We start from the raw sequence: 17,441 nt of genomic DNA on the forward strand, positions 1-17,441 counted from the left end.
TTGAATTTTTCAACATTCAAGCAAAAAAGCGACCTGATCAGGTCGCTTTTTTGATGTGAAGTCTATAACTTCACGTTTTGCTTTAATGATCAGATCATGTTGAATTATCTGATCATTGAGCTATCTAAGCACTTGGCTATCTAATCATGCATTAGTTATCAGATAATAAAGCCACTTGTTGAATGTAGTTAAACAATTTCAGCTTCGATGCAGTCAATTCTTCTTCGCTTACATTTTTTGCCATATCACGTTGAATACGCAAAATATGCTGACGAATAGGATGATGTTCAGCAGCATTATGTGCTTTCATGAACTCTTTAATGACGGGATCACCTTGGGCAATCATACGTTCAGTCCAGCGTTGAAGCTGCGCTGTTTTTTTCGCACCTTGCTGCGGGGTTAAGTAAGATAAAATCATGGTTTCATCTTCATTACGCAGTAATTTACCTACACGTTGAAACTGACGGCGTCGCGCTTCATGTGAAGTAATTGTTTGTGCATCTAGTAGTGCTTCGATCAGACGCTCTTCAACAGGAAGATTTTTAATCTGTTTAGGATTCAGTTTTGCAAGTTCCTCGCCCAAAGCAGCCATACGTTGTACAGCTTTCTTTTGCTCAGTTTTACTTGCACGTCCTTCTAAGGATTCAAAGTCTTCTTCGGTATAGCGGTTCGGTCGACGTGCCACGTTTAATCTGCCTCGTAAAATTTTGCCGCAAACAGTGCTTGAATTTCAGATAAAGCTTTTTCTTCATCTGCACCTTCAATCACTAAGCGTAAAGTTGTGCCCTTGCCTGCGCCAAGCATCAGCAAAGACATAATATTTTTGGCATCTACTAATTTTCCACCCTTACCAATTTGAATCGACGAGCGAAATTTGGTCGTGACTTCGATTAGCTTGCCAGATGCACGCGCATGTAAACCCAGTTTATTAATTACGTCAACAGTTGTGTCGATCATGACCAGTGCTTCATTTCTCTATGTAGAACCTGAATAGACCATTTTGCCTCAAGTGCTTTTTTTAGTCTATCTACGATATATACCGAACGGTGTTGCCCACCTGTACAACCGATCGACACCGTCATGTAATGACGATGCCCTTCGGCAAATGCCGGCAGCCATTTATCCAAGAAATGATAAATATCTTGGAACATTTCATTGGTTTGTTCACTTTGCTGTAAAAATTGACGAACTGGCTCATCCAATCCTGAATACTTACGCAATTCCATATCCCAGTGTGGATTGGGCAAATGACGGACGTCAAAAACATAATCTGCATCGAGTGGAATACCATGCTTATAGCCAAAAGACTGTAAGATCAAAATTAAATTATCTGCCTGTCCAAGTTTAGACAGCAAGGTATGTTTTAAATCATGTACGCTCTTATCTGTAGTATCAATATGTACTGTCGAGCGTAATTGAATCGGCAACAGTAAAGATTTTTCTTCCTGTATGCACTCATTTAAACTTTTGAAACGACTTGCCAACGGATGGGGACGTCGAGATGAACTGAATCGCGCAATCAATTCCTGATCACGTGTGGTCAAATAAATAATATCGACTGAGCCATGGCGTTGTAGCTGTTGAAAAACCAAATCGAACTCTTGTAAATCTGCACGTGTACTGCGGACATCCACACCCAGTGCCAATTGTTCAAGATTATTTTCTGAATCAAGTTTTTCAACAATTTCGGGGAGTAAGGCCAATGGCAAATTATCGATACAGTAATAGCCTAAATCCTCAAGTATCTGTAATGCAGATGACTTTCCAGATCCAGATTGTCCTGTAACAATTAAAATGCGCTTCATCGCTTGCTACCCCATAGCCGTTTTAAACTGCAGTATATTTAACCTGCATATTATCAATAAGACGTGTTGCGCCTAATTTAGCCGCAATAAACAACACCACGTCTTGATCAAATTCTTCAATTTTCTGTAATTCAGGTGTACGTGCTTCAACATAGTCCACAACAAAACCCGCTGCTGTCAATGTTGCTTTAATATTCGCTAACACATCTGCAAGTTGAGTTCCAGCATGTAATTCTGCCTCAGCCGTTTTCAAGCTTTGGTAAATCGTTGGTGCAATCGCACGATTTTCCGCACTTAAATAACCATTACGTGAGCTCAATGCCAAACCATCTTCAGCACGAGTAATCGGCACACCAATCACTTCTAGTGGAATATTTAAGTCACGTACAAACTGACGAATCACTGCAAGTTGCTGGTAATCTTTTTGCCCAAAGAATGCAAAATTCGGTTGAACAATATTAAAGAGTTTTGTCACAACAACAGCAACACCGTCAAAATGACCCGGACGCTGTTCGCCACACAAATCATTGGTAATGCCGCCCACGCTAATATTGGTTAAGCGCGGTTTGTTGCCATACATTTGTTCAACAGTCGGTGCAAACACGATGTCACAACCCACTTCAGCCAATAAGTGCTGATCTTGTTCCAAAGTACGTGGATAGTTGTCAAAGTCTTCATTTGGACCAAACTGAATTGGGTTAACGAAAATACTCACCACCACGACATCACACAGTTTGCGTGCTTCACGAACTAAATTGAGGTGACCTTCATGCAAGTTCCCCATCGTTGGTACAAAACCAATGATTTTGCGCGCAGCACGTGCTGGATTTAGCGATGCACTTAAACCTTGAATCGTTGTTTCAGTTTTCATGTCTTACAGCTCAATTTGGAATGTATGTTCTTTGGCAGGGAAACTACCATCAAGTACGGCAGCATGATACGCCTTAAACGCATCCACAATTGCTGTTTCCCCTGCTTGCTCTTTCATAAAATTGCGAACAAATTTCGCCACGTGACTAAACGTCAGTCCCAACATATCTTGTTGAACCAAGACTTGAGCATCCGTTTCTGCACCGGCACCGATCCCAATCACAGGTGTATTTGGGAACAATTCACTAATTTCTTTACCCACTTGGGCAGGAACACATTCCAAAAGTAAAATTGCTGCACCTGCATCAACCACAGCTTTACAATCTGCAATGAGTTGATCCGCGGTTTCACGTGTACGTGCTTGCACTTTATAACCGCCAAACACATGAACCGATTGCGGAGTTAACCCTAAATGCACACACACCGGAATACCATTACGGGTCAATACTTCAACTGTTTCTGACAACCATGCGCCACCTTCCAATTTGACCATCTGCGCGCCTGCTTGCATCACGATCTTTGAATTTACTAAAGCGTCATTCAAAGTGGCATAGGTCATAAAGGGCAAATCAGTCAAAATAAACGCATGTTTATTGCCACGACGCACTGCTGCAGTGTGATATACCATATCTTCAACAGTGACAGGTAAAGTCGAGTCATTCCCTTGAATGGTCATCCCCAATGAATCACCAATCAGAATACTATCGACTTCAGCAACTTCCATTGCTTTTGCCATGCTCGCATCATAGCAAGTCAGGCAGGAGAATTTGCGGCCTTCCGCTTTAAATTTTTTCAAGTCACTTAGACTAATCATTTCAATATTCCTCAGATGACGGCTTTCTCAAGTGGTCATACAAAAATTAAAGATGGGCCCAGTTTCCTGCATCCAATACAGTTAAATTTGGATTATTCAAAATAGGTAAATCTTTTAATGGTTGTCCTTTAATCTGTAGATTCTCATCTAAATCCAACAAAGGTTTCAACACAAAATCACGTTCTAAAACACCAACATGAGGCACCGTCAAACGTTCATTTTGAATGTGCTGTTCACCATAAATCAGTAAATCTAAATCCAGTGTACGCTCCCCCCAATGACGTAGGCGTACACGCCCCGACTCTTGTTCAAAGCGTTGCAATTCATCTAACAAAGCCAAAGGTGCTAGATCCGTTTCTAATGCAACCGCTGCATTTAAATAATTCGGCTGATCTTGTGGACCCATTGGCGGACTTTGGTACAGTTGTGAGACTTTCACTGTACCGAGTGTCGCAAGTTTATGCACCGCTTCACTGAGGATCTGTAGAGAATCACCTAAATTACTGCCTAAACCAATATATGTCAGCGTCATTGTGTTGGCCCAAAAATAACCTGAGTCAGATCTCGTTTCACACGTTTACGTTTTAAAATCGGATGATCTGCACCAATTTCACCACTGGCTGACGCTGCAACAATTGATACTGTCGCTGGACTGTTGGCATGTGATTTAGGCTTACGTTGACGGCGACTTCTGCTTTCTAGTTCATTCACAAGTGGTTCAATTTCAACTTGCTGATGTGCAGAAGTTTTCGTTTCCACATCTTCATGCGCCGCTTTACGACGACTCTTGGCACGTTGACGATTGTATTGGCTAATTGCCCGTTCTTTTTCGTCAGTGCTCATCTGCTGATAAGCATCCCACCACTGGCCCATACCTTGCGTGCTTGTATCACCCGATTTTTCACGCAGCAGCAAGAAGTCAAAGCCTGCACGGAAACGTGCATGACCTGAAAGTGCTTCAATTTGCTGTGGTTTTGGATTCAGCAAACGGGTTTGCATTTCCCAAACCTCACGAATAAACGTTTCGGCAAAGCGTGGAATAATGGTTCGTGTAGCTTGACGTTTCAATACATCTAAGCCCGCTTGAGCACGTGCTTCAGCTGGAACAACACCTTTATTCAGATAGAACGTACAACGTTCTTGGAACGGAATCCACAATAATACGGCATAGAAAAATGCAGGGTTAATGGTTTTCCCAATCGAAATACGTTGATCGGTATTTTTTGCTGCCAACTCAATAAATGGCGTTACGACCGGTTTGATATCTGCAAATAATTGATACCAGATACCAAAATCGATTAGCATCGGTAAGACGCGATTGAGATGCCCCATGGTAAAGAGTTTTTGTGACTCATCGTATAAACGATGTGGAGACACATCACGCAGCAATTGAGTAAGTTCTGGAGTAAAGACATCCAGAATTTTTTCATCAATATTAAAGTTTAATTTGGCTGCAAAACGTAAAGTCCGAAGCATCCGCACAGGATCTTCTTCAAAACGTAATTGTGGATCACCCAATAAACGCAACGTTTTATGCTTAATGTCATCTACTGCATGACAAAAATCTAGCACTTCACCTTTGCGTGGTTGGTAATACATTGCATTGATCGAGAAGTCACGACGTGCAAAGTCTTGCTCAATCGTACCCCAATTATTATCACGTAAAATCATGCCCGCAGCAGAAGTCACGGCTTTTTTAGGTGGCGCACGGAAGGTCGCAACTTCGATCAGTTCACGTCCTGAGTAGACATGCGCTAGCTCAAAACGACGACCAATAATTCGGCAACGTCGCCCGAAGACTTCTTTCACCTGAGCTGGTGTCGCATTAGTTACGGCATCAAAATCTTTAGGTGCATGACCCAACATTAGGTCACGGACACCGCCACCCACGATATAAGCTTCATAGCCTGCCTTAGTTAAGGCATCAATCACATCTAAAATGGAAGAAGGTAATTGTGTGGTTGATAAACCACATTTGGACGCGCGCAAAGTTTGCAAAAGACGCTGTCTCCTACGTCTGAACGTAAAATTCTTAAGATGTCGCTAATGATATCTCTAACACAATCAAAGGGCAATTTGATTATCTCGATGCTCAAGCTGAGCTTAACCTAATTCTTTTTTTTACACTTCACTTAAAGTGCCAATTTTGCTTTATTTTTAGCAAACAGCGCAGGACCGATTCCCTTAACCTGTTGAATATCATCAATGCTTTTAAATAAGCCATTACTTTTGCGATATTGCACAATGGCTTCTGCTTTTTTCTGACCAATTCCATGCAATGTCTGCAGTTCATCAACTGAGGCTGTATTTAAACGTACCTGATCTGTTCGACTATTTTGTTGGGTGCTGGGTCGTGACAAATAATAGTTGGCATTGCTCGGTGCAGTTGTCGCTTTGGACTTCGAGGCCTCAGATTGCTTTTTTAATTGTTGATCTTGAGCTTGCTGCATGGCTTTCCATTCCGCGTAGCCCGAAGGGCTTTGAGCATAAGTCAAATCTGCCATTAAACTCAAAACCAAGACAAGTAGTTGTGTAAAGCATTTATTCTTTAGGATGTAGTGCATATTCAGCCTGTTGTTTTAATTGTTGTTTTGCCTGTTCCCATAACTGATCCATTTCAGTCAGGGACAAGTCTTCTACATGTTTTTGTAGTAATGTGGCCTGTGCTTCAATATAAGCAAAACGGCTTCTAAATTTATGAATGGTACTTAACAGTGCCATCTCACTTGAGATGCCAATCTTACGTCCAACATTCACCAGAGAAAATAAGCAATCACCAAATTCATCAAATATTTCGTCGGATTTTTTGCCTGCCAAGGCCTCTTTTAACTCCCCTAGCTCTTCCTCAAGCTTGCCATAAGCCCCTTCAATATCTGGAAAATCAAAGCCAATTTTCGCCACATTTTTTTGGATTTCATCTGCTTGGCTTAATGCAGGAGCATGTTTAACTTCATCTAATCTAGATACTGATTTCCCTGCTTTTTCTTGTTGTTTAATCTGTTTCCATAGTGTTGCCACATCATCCGCATTGAGTGCTGAGAATTGCTCTGCCTGAAACACATGGGGATGACGGCGAATTAATTTATCTGTAATGGCTTGCACCACATCTTGAAAATCAAATGCGCCTTGTTCGCTATACATCTGCGACTGAAAAACCACTTGTAGTAATAAATCCCCCAGTTCATCTCGTACATCATCACTCTGACCTGAACGAACTGCCGCTTCCACTTCATAGGCTTCTTCGATGGCATAACGAGTCAGACTTTCTGGGGTTTGCTTTTGATCCCATGGACATTTTTCACGTAATTCTTTCATCACTGCTAATAATTGTTCCATGTGAACTCCAGCTATTTACTCATCAGTACATTGTTTCGATTACAGAATTTGATATGCTCAAAATTTACTCAGGGAATGAGCAACTCAATTTAAGGAAGCATAACATGCAAAGTATTTTTATTAGCGGTGCAGGACAAGGGATTGGCGCAGCAATTGCACGACTGTTCATACAACAAGGCTATAAAGTTGGGCTTTACGACATTAACCAATCTCAAGTCACCTCCTTAGCTGCTGAACTCGGTAGCCATGCCAAAGCTGGGCTTTTAGATGTGACACAACCAGAGCAATGGCAAAGCGCTTTAGCTGAATTTGTTGCTTGGGCAGGTCAGCTGAATATCTTAGTCAATAATGCCGGAATTCTGTATTCAGGCAGCTTTGAACATACGGAACTGTCTGCACACCACCGAACGATTGATATCAATGTCAAAGGGGTGATAAACGGTTGCTATGCGGCATTCCCCTATTTACAACAAAGCAATTTTGCTCGTGTGATTAACCTCTCTTCGGCTTCAGCTATTTATGGACAAGCAGATTTAGCCAGCTATGCCACATCTAAATTTGCTGTACGTGGGCTCACTGAAAGCTTAGATATTGAATGGCAAAAATACAATATTCGCGTTTTAGATGTGATGCCTTTATTTGTTCAAACCGCGATGGTGCAAGACATGGATGCCCAAAGCATTAAGAAAATGGGCGTCAATCTTCAACCGAGCGATGTCGCTCAGCAAATTTATACCTTGGTACAAAAAAAGGATACGGTCTTAATGGCCACACATACACCTGTGGGGATGAAAGCTAAATTTTTATTTAATTTATCGAAGTTTAGCCCGCAATTTGTCAACCGCTTAAGTAATATTTGGATTGCACAAAAACCCAAATAGCAACGTGTTACTAATCATTTAATTTTGCAATCATATTTGTACGCAAATTACACAAAGTTACACAATTGTCACATTTTAACAGGACAAAATTCCTTTTTTTGAATAATATTCACCCGCCCATTACTTTCGGGCGTTTATTTTCTAACAATAAAAGTGAATTATTTCATGAAAAAATTACTTGTTCTTGCAACTGTTACTTCTATTTCAATTTCTGCTTTTGCTACAACTCAATTCGCATCTTCAGAATTAAAAGCGATGGATTGTGCAACTCTTGCTGTTGAAAAAGCGAATGCTAAGCGCTCTTTAGAAGCTGCTGACAAAAACATTGCAAACATCCAAGCATCTGCTCAAGCGCCAGGCAAATCATTGAGCAAATTTGCTGGTTTAGCGGGTGGCGCTCTTGCTGCTTTCGGTGGTAACTCTGAAAAAGCTGCTCGTGCAGGCAACATTGCAAACAGCTTGGCTGGTGAGCAAGATACTTCTGATGCAGGCAACCTTGAACTTCAACAAGCGAACAAATCTGCTGCTCAAGCAAACATCGACAACATTGGTATCTACCAAGGTTCTAAAAAATGCAAAATCTAATCTAAAGCCAGTTTAGATTGATTTAAAAAAAGCCCTGTTCAGCCAGAACAGGGCTTTTTTCATGGTGATTTATATGTCATACCGATTTATAAGACATTCAACTCAATATTAGGCAAATGAAAGCCTCGGCAAGATTGTTCACTTTCCCATGCCACCGTCAACATCACATGCGGTAGTTGAATATTCTGATAAGCAAAAGTGCCAATTGCGGGATGGCTACACATCCCACCATTCTGCTCAGGATGACACTGTGTATTCAGTTCATTCAGGTTCACTCGAATCCCTAAACCTGACGCTTTAAGTACCGCCTCTTTGGTGGTCCAAACTTTAAACCAATAATCAGGATTATGCTCACAACTGTCCCAATTGAGCAATTCTTCGGGATGAAAGCTGTGTTGAGCCATCGCATCAAAACGAACTTTTCGATTTAAATCTTCAATATCCACACCAATATTGGCGATTTTTTCACTGCTGGCCAATACATAATGCTGCTGACTATGACTATGATTAAAATGAAAATGTGGCAAATCCGGAAGAAAAGGCTTACCAAACGCAGACTTTGAAAAATCTGAATTTTCAACTGACCTATTTAGCCGCTGCCCGAGTAATTGATTTCGATATTGGTAAATGGCTTGTTTACGCACGGCAATTACCTCTTGACGACTCAAGCCATGCGGCTCCACAAAGAAGTCAGTAATTGCACTATATTCAAGCTGAATTTTCGCCATAAGTTATTGATCCAACATCTTTTACACTACGTCCATGACGCTATATTTTATGCGACTCTCCGACACAAAATACACCACAATACAGATGAGCGCATCGGTCCTTTGACTTATCGAGATTTTAAAACTCAGTTTAAAAATATTTCAAACCACTTAAGAAATACTTAATATTATAAATATATTCAAATACTTAAGTATAATAAATATTTTAAATACATCTTCAATTAGATAAAATACTCTAGATTCTTATAACTTTAATTTAAAACTCGGGGTAAATCAGATGCTAAGAAAAATCACGTTAATCAGTTCACTTTGTGTCCTACCATGTTTCGCTCAAGCAGGCTTATTGGATGCAGCTGTTGCAGTAATGGGTGCCAAAAATGGCGCGATTATGGACCAAGCTGAAGCGCGTATGAATCAAAGCCGTCAAGAAGCTGCCAATGCTGTAGCTCAAGCAGACCGTGGCTATGCCTCAAATTTCAATCAAGCTAACCAAACCAACAATAGTGTTTATAGCACCAGTTATTTAAAAACCTTAGATTGCACTGATCTGAGCGTTGAACGTAAAACTTTCGAACGCACATTGGAAGCATCGCAACTGGCATTAAGCCAAGCGTCTGCACAGCAAAATAATCAAGTTTCAAAATGGGCTGGTCTTGCTGGCAACGCGCTATCCGCATTTTCAGGTCAATCTGAAACAGCCGCGCGTATGGGACAATTTGCGACAGCTTTTTCTGGCAATAAAAATACACAACAGGATAGCAGCAACGCACAGCAAGCCATGGAAATTGCTCAAGCTAATCTGGATAATATTGATATTTACCGCCAAGCTAAAAAGTGTAAAAACTAATTTCTACATCTTTTTAGATAAATAAAGTGAAATAAAAAAGCCTGCATATCTGCAGGCTTTTTTGTTCATCTAAACTTAGCGTTTGAATTTCTTTTCCGCCTTTTTGAACTTCTGAACATAACGACGTTTACGTGCCGCCGTACGCTCATCGATTTGCGACTTACGACCTTCAAATGGGTTATCAGAGGTTTTAAATTCAATTTTGACTGGCGTACCTTCAAGTTTATAAACTTTACGGAACACGTTTTCTAGGTAACGACGATAGTCATTTGGCGTTTTATCGACCTTGTTACCATGAATTACAATCGTCGGTGGATTTTGTCCGCCCATATGCGCATAACGCATTTTGATACGACGACCTTGAACCATTGGTGGTTGGTGCGCATCAGTTGCATCATTCAAGATCTGAGTGATTTTCGCAGGTGATACTTTCAAATGCGAAGAATCATAAGCACGGTGGATCGATGGATAAAGATCACCAACACCTGTACCGTGAAGTGCAGAAATTAAGTGAATTTTTGCCCATGGAATAAAGTCAAAACGACGTTCAACATCTAATTTACATTGTTTACGGTCGTAGTCAGACATGTTGTCCCATTTGTTGATGGCAATCACCATCGCACGGCCTGCTTCAAGCGCATAACCGATCAAATGCAAGTCTTGCTCAACGATCCCTTCACGTGCATCGACAACAATAACCACAACATGCGCATCTTTCATCGCTTGTAAAGTTTTCACAATCGAGAATTTCTCGATCATTTCGTCCACTTTACCTTTACGACGTACACCCGCAGTATCGATTAATGTGTATTTACGGCCATCACGTTCAAATGGGATATAAATCGAGTCACGTGTAGTACCTGGTTGGTCAAATGCAACCACACGGTCTTCACCCAACAAACGGTTCACTAGAGTCGATTTACCCACGTTTGGACGACCAATAATCGCTAAACGTAAGCCTGTGTCTTTATCGTGTTGTTCTTCACTTTCATCTTCAGGCACTTCAGCTAACACTTCTTCAAGCATTTGCTGAACACCACGACCATGGCTGGCAGCCACTTGAAGTGGTTCACCCATACCCAATTTGAAGAATTCAACTAAAGCTGCTTCGGCATGAACACCATCAACTTTGTTGGCAACAAGATAAACTTTTTTACCTAGCGTACGTAAGTCACGTGCAATTTGCTCATCAGATGCCAATAGGCCTGCGCGCGCATCGACCACGAAGACAATAATATCTGCTTCATTAATGGCAGTTTTTGACTGTTCTGCCATGTACGAATCGATACCACCTTCAGTTTCGCCAATACCCCCAGTATCAACGACAATGAAAGATTTATTTTGATAAGTCGCGTCACCATATTTACGGTCACGAGTCAGACCGGCAAAGTCAGCAACGAGAGCATCACGGCTCTTGGTTATCTGGTTAAACAACGTTGATTTTCCGACGTTCGGACGACCAATGAGCGCAATTACGGGTTTCATAGATTAACCTTTATTCCAGATCAGCCAGTTTGGTCTGGTCTGAACATCAGAAAGCTTAGGAAGAATGGAAATAGGATAAATGCCTAAAATAAATAAAAACACGGGGCATTGATGATTCAATCCCCCGCATTAAAAATACGGTTTGGCTTATTTTAACATAAGCCGCAGAAAAATTAACGGTTCTGCCAAATGCTTAATGCACCCTTACGTGTCGACACATATAATTGATTGTCAATTACACGTAGTGAACGTACTTCACCACTGGTTTTAGAACGACCAACCAACTCACCTGTCGCTGGGTTGATTAAGTGAAGTACACCATCCAGATCACCAACCACAAGGTCTTGACCTAACATCACTGGGTTACTCAAATTACGATTAAGCAATTGGTCATTTTCCCACAATGTTTGACCAGTGGTAATTTCGTAAGCCACAATTTTACCATCAGTTTGTGTCACAAAGACACCATTGCCTGCAACTTCAGGACGCTGAATACTGCTCGCATCATTACTCCAGATCACTTGTTGTGAGGCAAGATCAAGTGCTGTCACTTGGCCTTGGTAACTGGTGGTAATTAAAAATTGACCTGCTACAGTCGGTTCACCGTCAATATCAATGAGACGTTGTACATCTGAACGACCGTCTGACACTGCAACACGACGCTGCATTTTCGGAATACCGCTCAATGCATCAATCACATAGATATAGGCATTTGAAGAAGCGATGAGAACATGACGCGCATCGAGTGATACCGGTGCTGCCATACCACGTAAACTAAACTGTACATTTGGCAAGTTATAGGTCCAAGTTTGTTGGCCCGTTGCCACATCGTTTGCGTATACCGTCCCATCATTGGTAACTGAAATAACGCGACCTGCTTGAATCAACGACGGTGAAAGTAACGCGCCGGTTAATTGCGCTGTCCACTTTTGTTCACCTGTTGCCTGATCTAATGCAAATAATTGACCTTTTGCATTACCAACAACCACAATTCCGTCAGCTGCTTCTACACCTGCAGTCAAACCTTGTTTAGAGATTTTCTTCTGCCATAAACGCTCTTTGCCTTTGTAGGCTTGAACTTCACCATTAGGATTTACGCTAAAAACAACGCCATTATCTGCATCCATACGTAAACGTAGTGGATCTGCTTCTTCAGTTGAAGCCACACTGTTTGAAAATACAGGTGCTAAAGTTTTTGCCTGTTCCAATTTTGGTAAAGGATTTGGTTTTACTTTTTCTACTTTTCCTTTATTTGCACAACCAGCCAAAGCAAGTGTTAAAACTGTCAGCGCACAGGTAATTTTGTATTTTCTATTCATTCAGTTGCTTCCACTTGTGTATCTATAATCGGACGTTCAATTTCAGGATCATCAACTAAAACGCCTACACTTTCGAGTTTAATTTGTAAAATTTGACGTTCTTCTTGTCGCTCAACCAAAGCATCCCATGCACTTTGATAAACTTTCTTTGCATTTTCGATATCATTTTTTGCAACATAGACATCGCCACGGGCTTCATCTGCAGTCGCTTGAAAAGCAGGTTCTTTAACTGCTTCTAAGGTTTTTAATGCTTCATCAAATTTCTTTTGTGCCAATTGTGCATACGCCAAACGTAATTTCACCAATTGAATTAAGCCTGCATCATCAACTTTTGAATTTTCAACTTTTTTCAAAGCTTTCTCAGCATTGGCATAATCCGCTTTATCATACGCCAATTTTGCCATAAGCAACTGAGTTTGGATGGCTTGTGGCGAATCTGGCGCTTCTTTTACAATTTTATCTGCAGTCGCAGAAAGTTGTGTAAAAGCGTCACCCGTCGCCGACTGAGCATCATCCATTAACTGCTGGACTTTGGCTGTTTGCATTTGTGATTCAGCCAAAGTTTTCTTCTGCCAGTATTCCCATCCGAAAAAGGCAATCAACGCAATTAAAATGCCGCTAACAATGGCAGAGCCATATTTTTTAGCAAACGATTTTAAATTATCAAGTTGTTCTTCTTCACTCAATGCGCTCATGAAATTACCTTTTTCCTTATGTTATAGGGATTATTTTGAAGAAATTTTTTCGATAATGAAGGCAACAAAGTCTGCCACATTCACTTCGTGTTGTTCTGCAATCGCTAGCTCTTTTACCAGCACTTGCCCTGCTGCTTGCTCACGTTCACCGTAAATCACAGCAAATAAAGCACCCGATTGGTCAGCTTTTTTCATTTGCGATTTCATTGAACCTTGTGAACCAACTTTTAAGCGAATGTTGCTACCGGCTGCTTCAAGTTGATCACGAATTTGTTCAGCAAGTACCAATGCCTTACCTTGAGTTGCAGGATCTGAAACCAAGAATAGCTCACAGTCACGCACTGGGGTATTGTCTTCCACTTGTTCAAGTAGAAGAAGCAAACGCTCCATACCCATTGCAAAACCAACAGCAGGCACAGACTGGTCTGCTTTACCTTTAAGCTGACCGACTAAACCGTCATAACGACCACCAGCACATACCGTTCCTTGAGAACCTAAGTGTGTAGTTGTCCATTCAAAGACCGTTTTATTGTAGTAGTCGAGACCACGAACCAATTTTTGATTGATCACAAAACCAACACCAGCGTCAGTCAAATACTGCTGCAATTGAGCAAAGTGAGCCAACGTTTCTTCACCCATAAAGTCGTGAAGTTTTGGCGCATTTTCCAAAATGCTTTGTGTTTTTGCATCTTTAGAATCCAAAATACGCAGTGGATTCGTGGTTAGACGACGCTGTGAATCTTCATCTAAGTCATTTTTATGTGACTCTAGGAATTCAACCAATGCTGCACGATAAGCTGCACGTTCATCAGACTCACCTAAAGTATTGAGTTCTAATTGAACTTTATCTGCAACGCCCATGCGTTTCCACAAACGCGCAGTCATTAAAATCAATTCTGCATCTTGATCTGGTGTTGCAACACCAAAGGTTTCTACGCCAAATTGATGAAACTGACGGTAGCGACCTTTTTGTGGTTTTTCATAGCGGAACATTGGGCCGACATACCATACACGCGGTGTAGCACCACGAAGTAAGTTATGTTCAAGCATTGCACGTACACACCCTGCTGTTCCTTCTGGACGCAAAGTCAAAGACTCAGGCGGATTACCTTTGTCTAAGAATGTGTACATTTCTTTTTCAACGATATCCGTTGCATCACCAATAGAACGTTTGAACAGATGAGTCTGCTCCACAATCGGCAAGCGAATTTGCTGATAACCATAAGCATCCATCAGGCTAGATAGATGCTGTTCTAGACGTCTCCATGCAGGACTTTGCGTAGGGAGAATGTCATTAAAACCTTTGATTGCGACGATTGAACTCATGATCTACTCAGAAAAACTTGTGCGAATAATCTCTTTAGCTTTAGCGTCTTCAAGATCGCTAACACGTTGACGAACCATCGCTTCGATTTCGTCAACCAACTGATTTGTGTCAATTAAATGGCTCTTTTCGCCATTACGATACACCAGTGAACGCGGACTTGCACCTACTACACCAATATCGGCTTCTTTGGCTTCACCCGGACCATTTACTTTACAACCAATCACCGATACATCCATTGGGGTACGAATATCTTCTAAACGCTCTTCCAATGTTTGCATGACTTTGATGACATTAAACTCTTGGCGCGAACAACTTGGGCATGCAATAAAGTTAATGCCGTTTGAACGTAAGCCCAATGATTTTAAAATATCAAAGCCAATTTTGATTTCTTCTTCAGGCTCTGCGGCCAATGAAATACGCATGGTGTCACCAATGCCTTCCATCAACAAACCGCCTAAAGCGATAGCAGATTTGACTGAACCCGTGCGGTAGACACCTGCTTCAGTCACACCTAAGTGTAATGGGTTATCAATTTGTGCAGAAAGTAATCGGTAAGCATCCATCGTCAGAAAGACATTGGATGCTTTGACTGACACTTTAAATTCATGGAAATTTAAACGGTCTAAAATATCAATATGGCGCATTGCAGATTCAAGCAAAGCCTGACCTGTAGGCTCACCATATTTCTTTTGAATATCTTTTTCCAGTGAGCCTGCATTGACACCAATACGCATTGAAATGTCATTGTGCTTCGCTGCCGCAACCACTTCACGAATTTTGGCTTCAGAACCAATATTACCCGGGTTAATACGCAAACAATCTGCACCAAGGTCTGCAACACGTAAAGCAATTTTATAATCAAAGTGAATATCGGCAACCAGTGGCACTTGCACACGTTTACGAATTTCACCAAAAGCTTCAGCAGCTTCCATACTCGGTACAGAAACACGCATGATGTCCGCACCGACGTCTACACAGCGCTGAATCTGTGCCACGGTCGCTTCGACATCACAGGTTTCAGTATTGGTCATACTTTGGATGCTAATCGGCGCATCACCACCGACATACACCGAACCTACTTTAATTTTACGCGTTGGACGGCGCTTAATTGGATTTTCAATCATTGTTCAGTCTGCTCTGTTGTCCCTTAACGTGATAAACGGAAATCTGCTTTGCCGTTTACGGTATATGGTGACAATGAAATATTTTCATTATTTAAGCTTAATGACACTGCTGTTGCATCATCCAAACGAATTTGGAATGGTGTTTCACCGTTTAAGTTGAGCGTCGATGCTTGACGACCCGTCGCCAACACCTTACCCGTCGAATCAACAATATGTACTGAAGTCGGGCTACTAAAGGTCAATGTCAATTGATCGCCACTGACCGCTGCATTTCCGCCATTCATGTCGAGGACTTGAACTTCTGAAGCGACATCATTGGTCACAGCGTCTTCATTATCGCTGCCTGAGGTCATGCCCTGAATCGCTGCCACGATCGCACCAATGACCAACAACACCGCCAATGCAATCAGACCCCGTTTGATCCATTTACGATTACGGTCACGATTAGAACCAGGTAATTTACCCATTATTTTAATCGGTGAGTTGTTTAACGCGTGATTTGGCAACAATCCCGTATCGTTGGCATAAATATCATCAAAACGTTGAATGATATTGGTTGCATCAACTTTTAAATATTTGGCATAAGTGCGGTAGTAACCTTTAATAAAGGTCGCTTCAGGCAATGACTTATAATCATCTTGCTCAAGTGCAGTCAGTGTTTTTAATGGAATATTGAGTTCTGATGCGACAGCTTCAAGTTCCAGTTTTTGCGTAATACGTACTTGACGTAAATACTCACCTGGGCGTTGTACATTTCCTAATGCATTTGGAGCTACGCTCGAACCATTCGATTGCGGTGAATTAGGATTTACTTCCATACGGCCTCAGTACTGTACTGTAATTGCAAATAGCGTTGGTATTCAGGACTTTCTGGGAACAAAGCACGTAACTGGTTAACCAGTACTTGCATACCCAAATTGTCGCCATTGGCACGCGCTGTTCGAATGCCAATCCAGAGTGCGCGCGCACCCTGATTTTTTTGTCCTACTGCACGTACAAATTGTTCATACATTTGTGTGGCAGCAGGGAACTGCTGATTCAAATAAAAGATTTCAGACAACTCTAACATTGAAACATAGGAATCACGATTAGCCTGCAAAGCTTGTTTGAATGATTTTTCAGCATTCGCCACATCACCCACTTTCAGGTAAATTCGACCTAAATTTTCCAATGCTTTGAAACGTTGATCATAACCTAAAGTTGAACCTGCGATGCTGAACTGTTCAATCGCATCATTATAGCGCTCAACTTGGTATAAATACGTACCGTAGTTGTTACGCGCTTGAGAATTTTTTGAGTCTGCTGAAATTGCACGCTTAAAATAACTATCTGCTTTTTCTAAGTTGGCTGGGCTGCCTTCTCGTTGTAGTAAGACACCCATCATCATATTGGCTTGGGAATCGCGAGAATCCACTTCTAAAGCCTGATCTAATGCGCGTTTAGCAGAGTCCAAATCCCCTGCTTTCAGATGTTCAACAGCCAATTGCGTTCTGATTTTTACGGCTTTCTCTGGGTCTTTTTTCCCAATCTCAGGCGTTTGACATGCTGTTAATGCCAAAACCGATGCACATAAAGCTGAAACGAAAGTGAACTTATACGTTAACTTTTTCAATTGGCTGCCTCTT

General features: G+C 41.5%; 20 protein-coding genes. 3 read left to right on the forward strand and 17 right to left on the reverse strand.

The annotated features are described in order from the left end of the window. Positions 1-151 precede the first annotated feature (151 nt). The 9 genes from yjgA to mazG form a co-directional block, all read right to left on the reverse strand. Positions 152-685 carry a ribosome biogenesis factor YjgA gene (gene yjgA, locus FTU12_RS00210; RefSeq protein ID WP_180065878.1) on the reverse strand — a complete coding sequence of 178 codons (534 nt, stop codon included), beginning with the start codon at positions 683-685 and terminating at the stop codon, positions 152-154. A 2-nt stretch (positions 686-687) separates the two neighbouring features. After that, complete coding sequence (locus FTU12_RS00215) at positions 688-957, reverse strand: HPr family phosphocarrier protein (RefSeq protein ID WP_067763492.1); 270 nt, start codon at positions 955-957, stop codon at positions 688-690. Then, positions 954-1,805, reverse strand: coding sequence for an RNase adapter RapZ (gene rapZ / locus FTU12_RS00220; RefSeq protein WP_180011688.1), 852 nt, complete (start codon positions 1,803-1,805; stop codon positions 954-956). The genes FTU12_RS00215 and rapZ overlap by 4 nt, the downstream gene beginning before the upstream one ends. Positions 1,806-1,827: 22 nt before the next feature. Then, positions 1,828-2,676 carry a pantoate--beta-alanine ligase gene (gene panC, locus FTU12_RS00225; protein ID WP_078192648.1) on the reverse strand — a complete coding sequence of 283 codons (849 nt, stop codon included), beginning with the start codon at positions 2,674-2,676 and terminating at the stop codon, positions 1,828-1,830. Positions 2,677-2,679: 3 nt separating this feature from the next. Further along, a complete protein-coding gene (panB, locus tag FTU12_RS00230; RefSeq protein WP_180005387.1) occupies positions 2,680-3,489 on the reverse strand; it encodes a 3-methyl-2-oxobutanoate hydroxymethyltransferase in 810 nt (269 codons plus the stop codon). Between the two features lie 46 nt (positions 3,490-3,535). After that, positions 3,536-4,021: a 2-amino-4-hydroxy-6-hydroxymethyldihydropteridine diphosphokinase gene (gene folK, locus FTU12_RS00235; RefSeq protein ID WP_180005386.1), complete on the reverse strand. Its 486-nt coding sequence runs from the start codon at positions 4,019-4,021 to the stop codon at positions 3,536-3,538. Then, the gene (pcnB, locus tag FTU12_RS00240) at positions 4,018-5,487 is read right to left on the reverse strand and encodes a polynucleotide adenylyltransferase PcnB (protein WP_180113508.1); all 1,470 of its coding nucleotides are present in this window, start codon (positions 5,485-5,487) and stop codon (positions 4,018-4,020) included. The genes folK and pcnB overlap by 4 nt, the downstream gene beginning before the upstream one ends. Positions 5,488-5,621: 134 nt before the next feature. Further along, positions 5,622-6,053, reverse strand: coding sequence for a ComEA family DNA-binding protein (locus tag FTU12_RS00245; protein WP_180113509.1), 432 nt, complete (start codon positions 6,051-6,053; stop codon positions 5,622-5,624). Then, on the reverse strand, positions 6,031-6,825 hold the full coding sequence (gene mazG, locus FTU12_RS00250) for a nucleoside triphosphate pyrophosphohydrolase (protein ID WP_180113510.1): 795 nt from the start codon (positions 6,823-6,825) through the stop codon (positions 6,031-6,033). The genes FTU12_RS00245 and mazG overlap by 23 nt, the downstream gene beginning before the upstream one ends. A 104-nt stretch (positions 6,826-6,929) precedes the next feature. On the opposite strand from mazG, the gene FTU12_RS00255 reads away from it, so the two are divergent. Beyond that, positions 6,930-7,706 carry an SDR family oxidoreductase gene (locus FTU12_RS00255; protein WP_180005383.1) on the forward strand — a complete coding sequence of 259 codons (777 nt, stop codon included), beginning with the start codon at positions 6,930-6,932 and terminating at the stop codon, positions 7,704-7,706. 165 nt (positions 7,707-7,871) lie between these two features. Further along, positions 7,872-8,291, forward strand: coding sequence for a hypothetical protein (locus FTU12_RS00260; RefSeq protein WP_078192655.1), 420 nt, complete (start codon positions 7,872-7,874; stop codon positions 8,289-8,291). Positions 8,292-8,377: 86 nt separating this feature from the next. Here the strand turns inward: FTU12_RS00260 and FTU12_RS00265 are convergent, their stop codons facing one another. Next, a complete protein-coding gene (locus tag FTU12_RS00265; protein ID WP_180005382.1) occupies positions 8,378-9,019 on the reverse strand; it encodes a 4'-phosphopantetheinyl transferase superfamily protein in 642 nt (213 codons plus the stop codon). Positions 9,020-9,296: 277 nt separating this feature from the next. Here FTU12_RS00265 and FTU12_RS00270 point away from each other — a divergent pair, with 277 nt between their 5' ends. Next, a complete protein-coding gene (locus FTU12_RS00270) occupies positions 9,297-9,866 on the forward strand; it encodes a hypothetical protein (protein ID WP_180113511.1) in 570 nt (189 codons plus the stop codon). 75 nt (positions 9,867-9,941) lie between these two features. Here the strand turns inward: FTU12_RS00270 and der are convergent, their stop codons facing one another. From der to pilW, 7 genes are all read right to left on the reverse strand, one after another. After that, entirely contained in the window at positions 9,942-11,351 is a 1,410-nt protein-coding gene (gene der / locus FTU12_RS00275; RefSeq protein WP_078189606.1) for a ribosome biogenesis GTPase Der, read from the reverse strand. A gap of 173 nt (positions 11,352-11,524) precedes the next feature. Continuing rightward, positions 11,525-12,670: an outer membrane protein assembly factor BamB gene (bamB, locus tag FTU12_RS00280; protein WP_078189607.1), complete on the reverse strand. Its 1,146-nt coding sequence runs from the start codon at positions 12,668-12,670 to the stop codon at positions 11,525-11,527. Continuing rightward, the gene (locus FTU12_RS00285; RefSeq protein WP_078192660.1) at positions 12,667-13,365 is read right to left on the reverse strand and encodes a tetratricopeptide repeat protein; all 699 of its coding nucleotides are present in this window, start codon (positions 13,363-13,365) and stop codon (positions 12,667-12,669) included. The genes bamB and FTU12_RS00285 overlap by 4 nt, the downstream gene beginning before the upstream one ends. Before the next feature lie 30 nt (positions 13,366-13,395). Beyond that, entirely contained in the window at positions 13,396-14,691 is a 1,296-nt protein-coding gene (hisS, locus tag FTU12_RS00290) for a histidine--tRNA ligase (RefSeq protein ID WP_180005380.1), read from the reverse strand. Between the two features lie 3 nt (positions 14,692-14,694). Beyond that, complete coding sequence (gene ispG / locus FTU12_RS00295; RefSeq protein WP_180007218.1) at positions 14,695-15,816, reverse strand: flavodoxin-dependent (E)-4-hydroxy-3-methylbut-2-enyl-diphosphate synthase; 1,122 nt, start codon at positions 15,814-15,816, stop codon at positions 14,695-14,697. 23 nt (positions 15,817-15,839) lie between these two features. Beyond that, entirely contained in the window at positions 15,840-16,634 is a 795-nt protein-coding gene (locus tag FTU12_RS00300; RefSeq protein WP_078192662.1) for a RodZ domain-containing protein, read from the reverse strand. Then, the gene (gene pilW, locus FTU12_RS00305) at positions 16,625-17,428 is read right to left on the reverse strand and encodes a type IV pilus biogenesis/stability protein PilW (protein WP_078189612.1); all 804 of its coding nucleotides are present in this window, start codon (positions 17,426-17,428) and stop codon (positions 16,625-16,627) included. Before pilW ends, FTU12_RS00300 begins: the two co-directional genes overlap by 10 nt. Positions 17,429-17,441: the final 13 nt, after the last annotated feature.

The organism is Acinetobacter sp. YH12063 (assembly GCF_013419715.1).
Classification (GTDB): Bacteria; Pseudomonadota; Gammaproteobacteria; order Pseudomonadales; family Moraxellaceae; genus Acinetobacter; species Acinetobacter amyesii.

What these genes read in the sequence shown, in the direction of transcription:
- FTU12_RS00215 (WP_067763492.1), bottom strand. Translation starts at nt 957, where the DNA reads ATGATCGACACAACTGTTGACGTAATTAATAAACTGGGTTTACATGCG.
- rapZ (WP_180011688.1), bottom strand. Translation starts at nt 1,805, where the DNA reads ATGAAGCGCATTTTAATTGTTACAGGACAATCTGGATCTGGAAAGTCA.
- panC (WP_078192648.1), bottom strand. Translation starts at nt 2,676, where the DNA reads ATGAAAACTGAAACAACGATTCAAGGTTTAAGTGCATCGCTAAATCCA.
- panB (WP_180005387.1), bottom strand. Translation starts at nt 3,489, where the DNA reads ATGATTAGTCTAAGTGACTTGAAAAAATTTAAAGCGGAAGGCCGCAAA.
- folK (WP_180005386.1), bottom strand. Translation starts at nt 4,021, where the DNA reads ATGACGCTGACATATATTGGTTTAGGCAGTAATTTAGGTGATTCTCTA.
- FTU12_RS00245 (WP_180113509.1), bottom strand. Translation starts at nt 6,053, where the DNA reads ATGCACTACATCCTAAAGAATAAATGCTTTACACAACTACTTGTCTTG.
- mazG (WP_180113510.1), bottom strand. Translation starts at nt 6,825, where the DNA reads ATGGAACAATTATTAGCAGTGATGAAAGAATTACGTGAAAAATGTCCA.
- FTU12_RS00255 (WP_180005383.1), top strand. Translation starts at nt 6,930, where the DNA reads ATGCAAAGTATTTTTATTAGCGGTGCAGGACAAGGGATTGGCGCAGCA.
- FTU12_RS00260 (WP_078192655.1), top strand. Translation starts at nt 7,872, where the DNA reads ATGAAAAAATTACTTGTTCTTGCAACTGTTACTTCTATTTCAATTTCT.
- FTU12_RS00265 (WP_180005382.1), bottom strand. Translation starts at nt 9,019, where the DNA reads ATGGCGAAAATTCAGCTTGAATATAGTGCAATTACTGACTTCTTTGTG.
- FTU12_RS00270 (WP_180113511.1), top strand. Translation starts at nt 9,297, where the DNA reads ATGCTAAGAAAAATCACGTTAATCAGTTCACTTTGTGTCCTACCATGT.
- der (WP_078189606.1), bottom strand. Translation starts at nt 11,351, where the DNA reads ATGAAACCCGTAATTGCGCTCATTGGTCGTCCGAACGTCGGAAAATCA.
- bamB (WP_078189607.1), bottom strand. Translation starts at nt 12,670, where the DNA reads ATGAATAGAAAATACAAAATTACCTGTGCGCTGACAGTTTTAACACTT.
- FTU12_RS00285 (WP_078192660.1), bottom strand. Translation starts at nt 13,365, where the DNA reads ATGAGCGCATTGAGTGAAGAAGAACAACTTGATAATTTAAAATCGTTT.
- hisS (WP_180005380.1), bottom strand. Translation starts at nt 14,691, where the DNA reads ATGAGTTCAATCGTCGCAATCAAAGGTTTTAATGACATTCTCCCTACG.
- ispG (WP_180007218.1), bottom strand. Translation starts at nt 15,816, where the DNA reads ATGATTGAAAATCCAATTAAGCGCCGTCCAACGCGTAAAATTAAAGTA.
- FTU12_RS00300 (WP_078192662.1), bottom strand. Translation starts at nt 16,634, where the DNA reads ATGGAAGTAAATCCTAATTCACCGCAATCGAATGGTTCGAGCGTAGCT.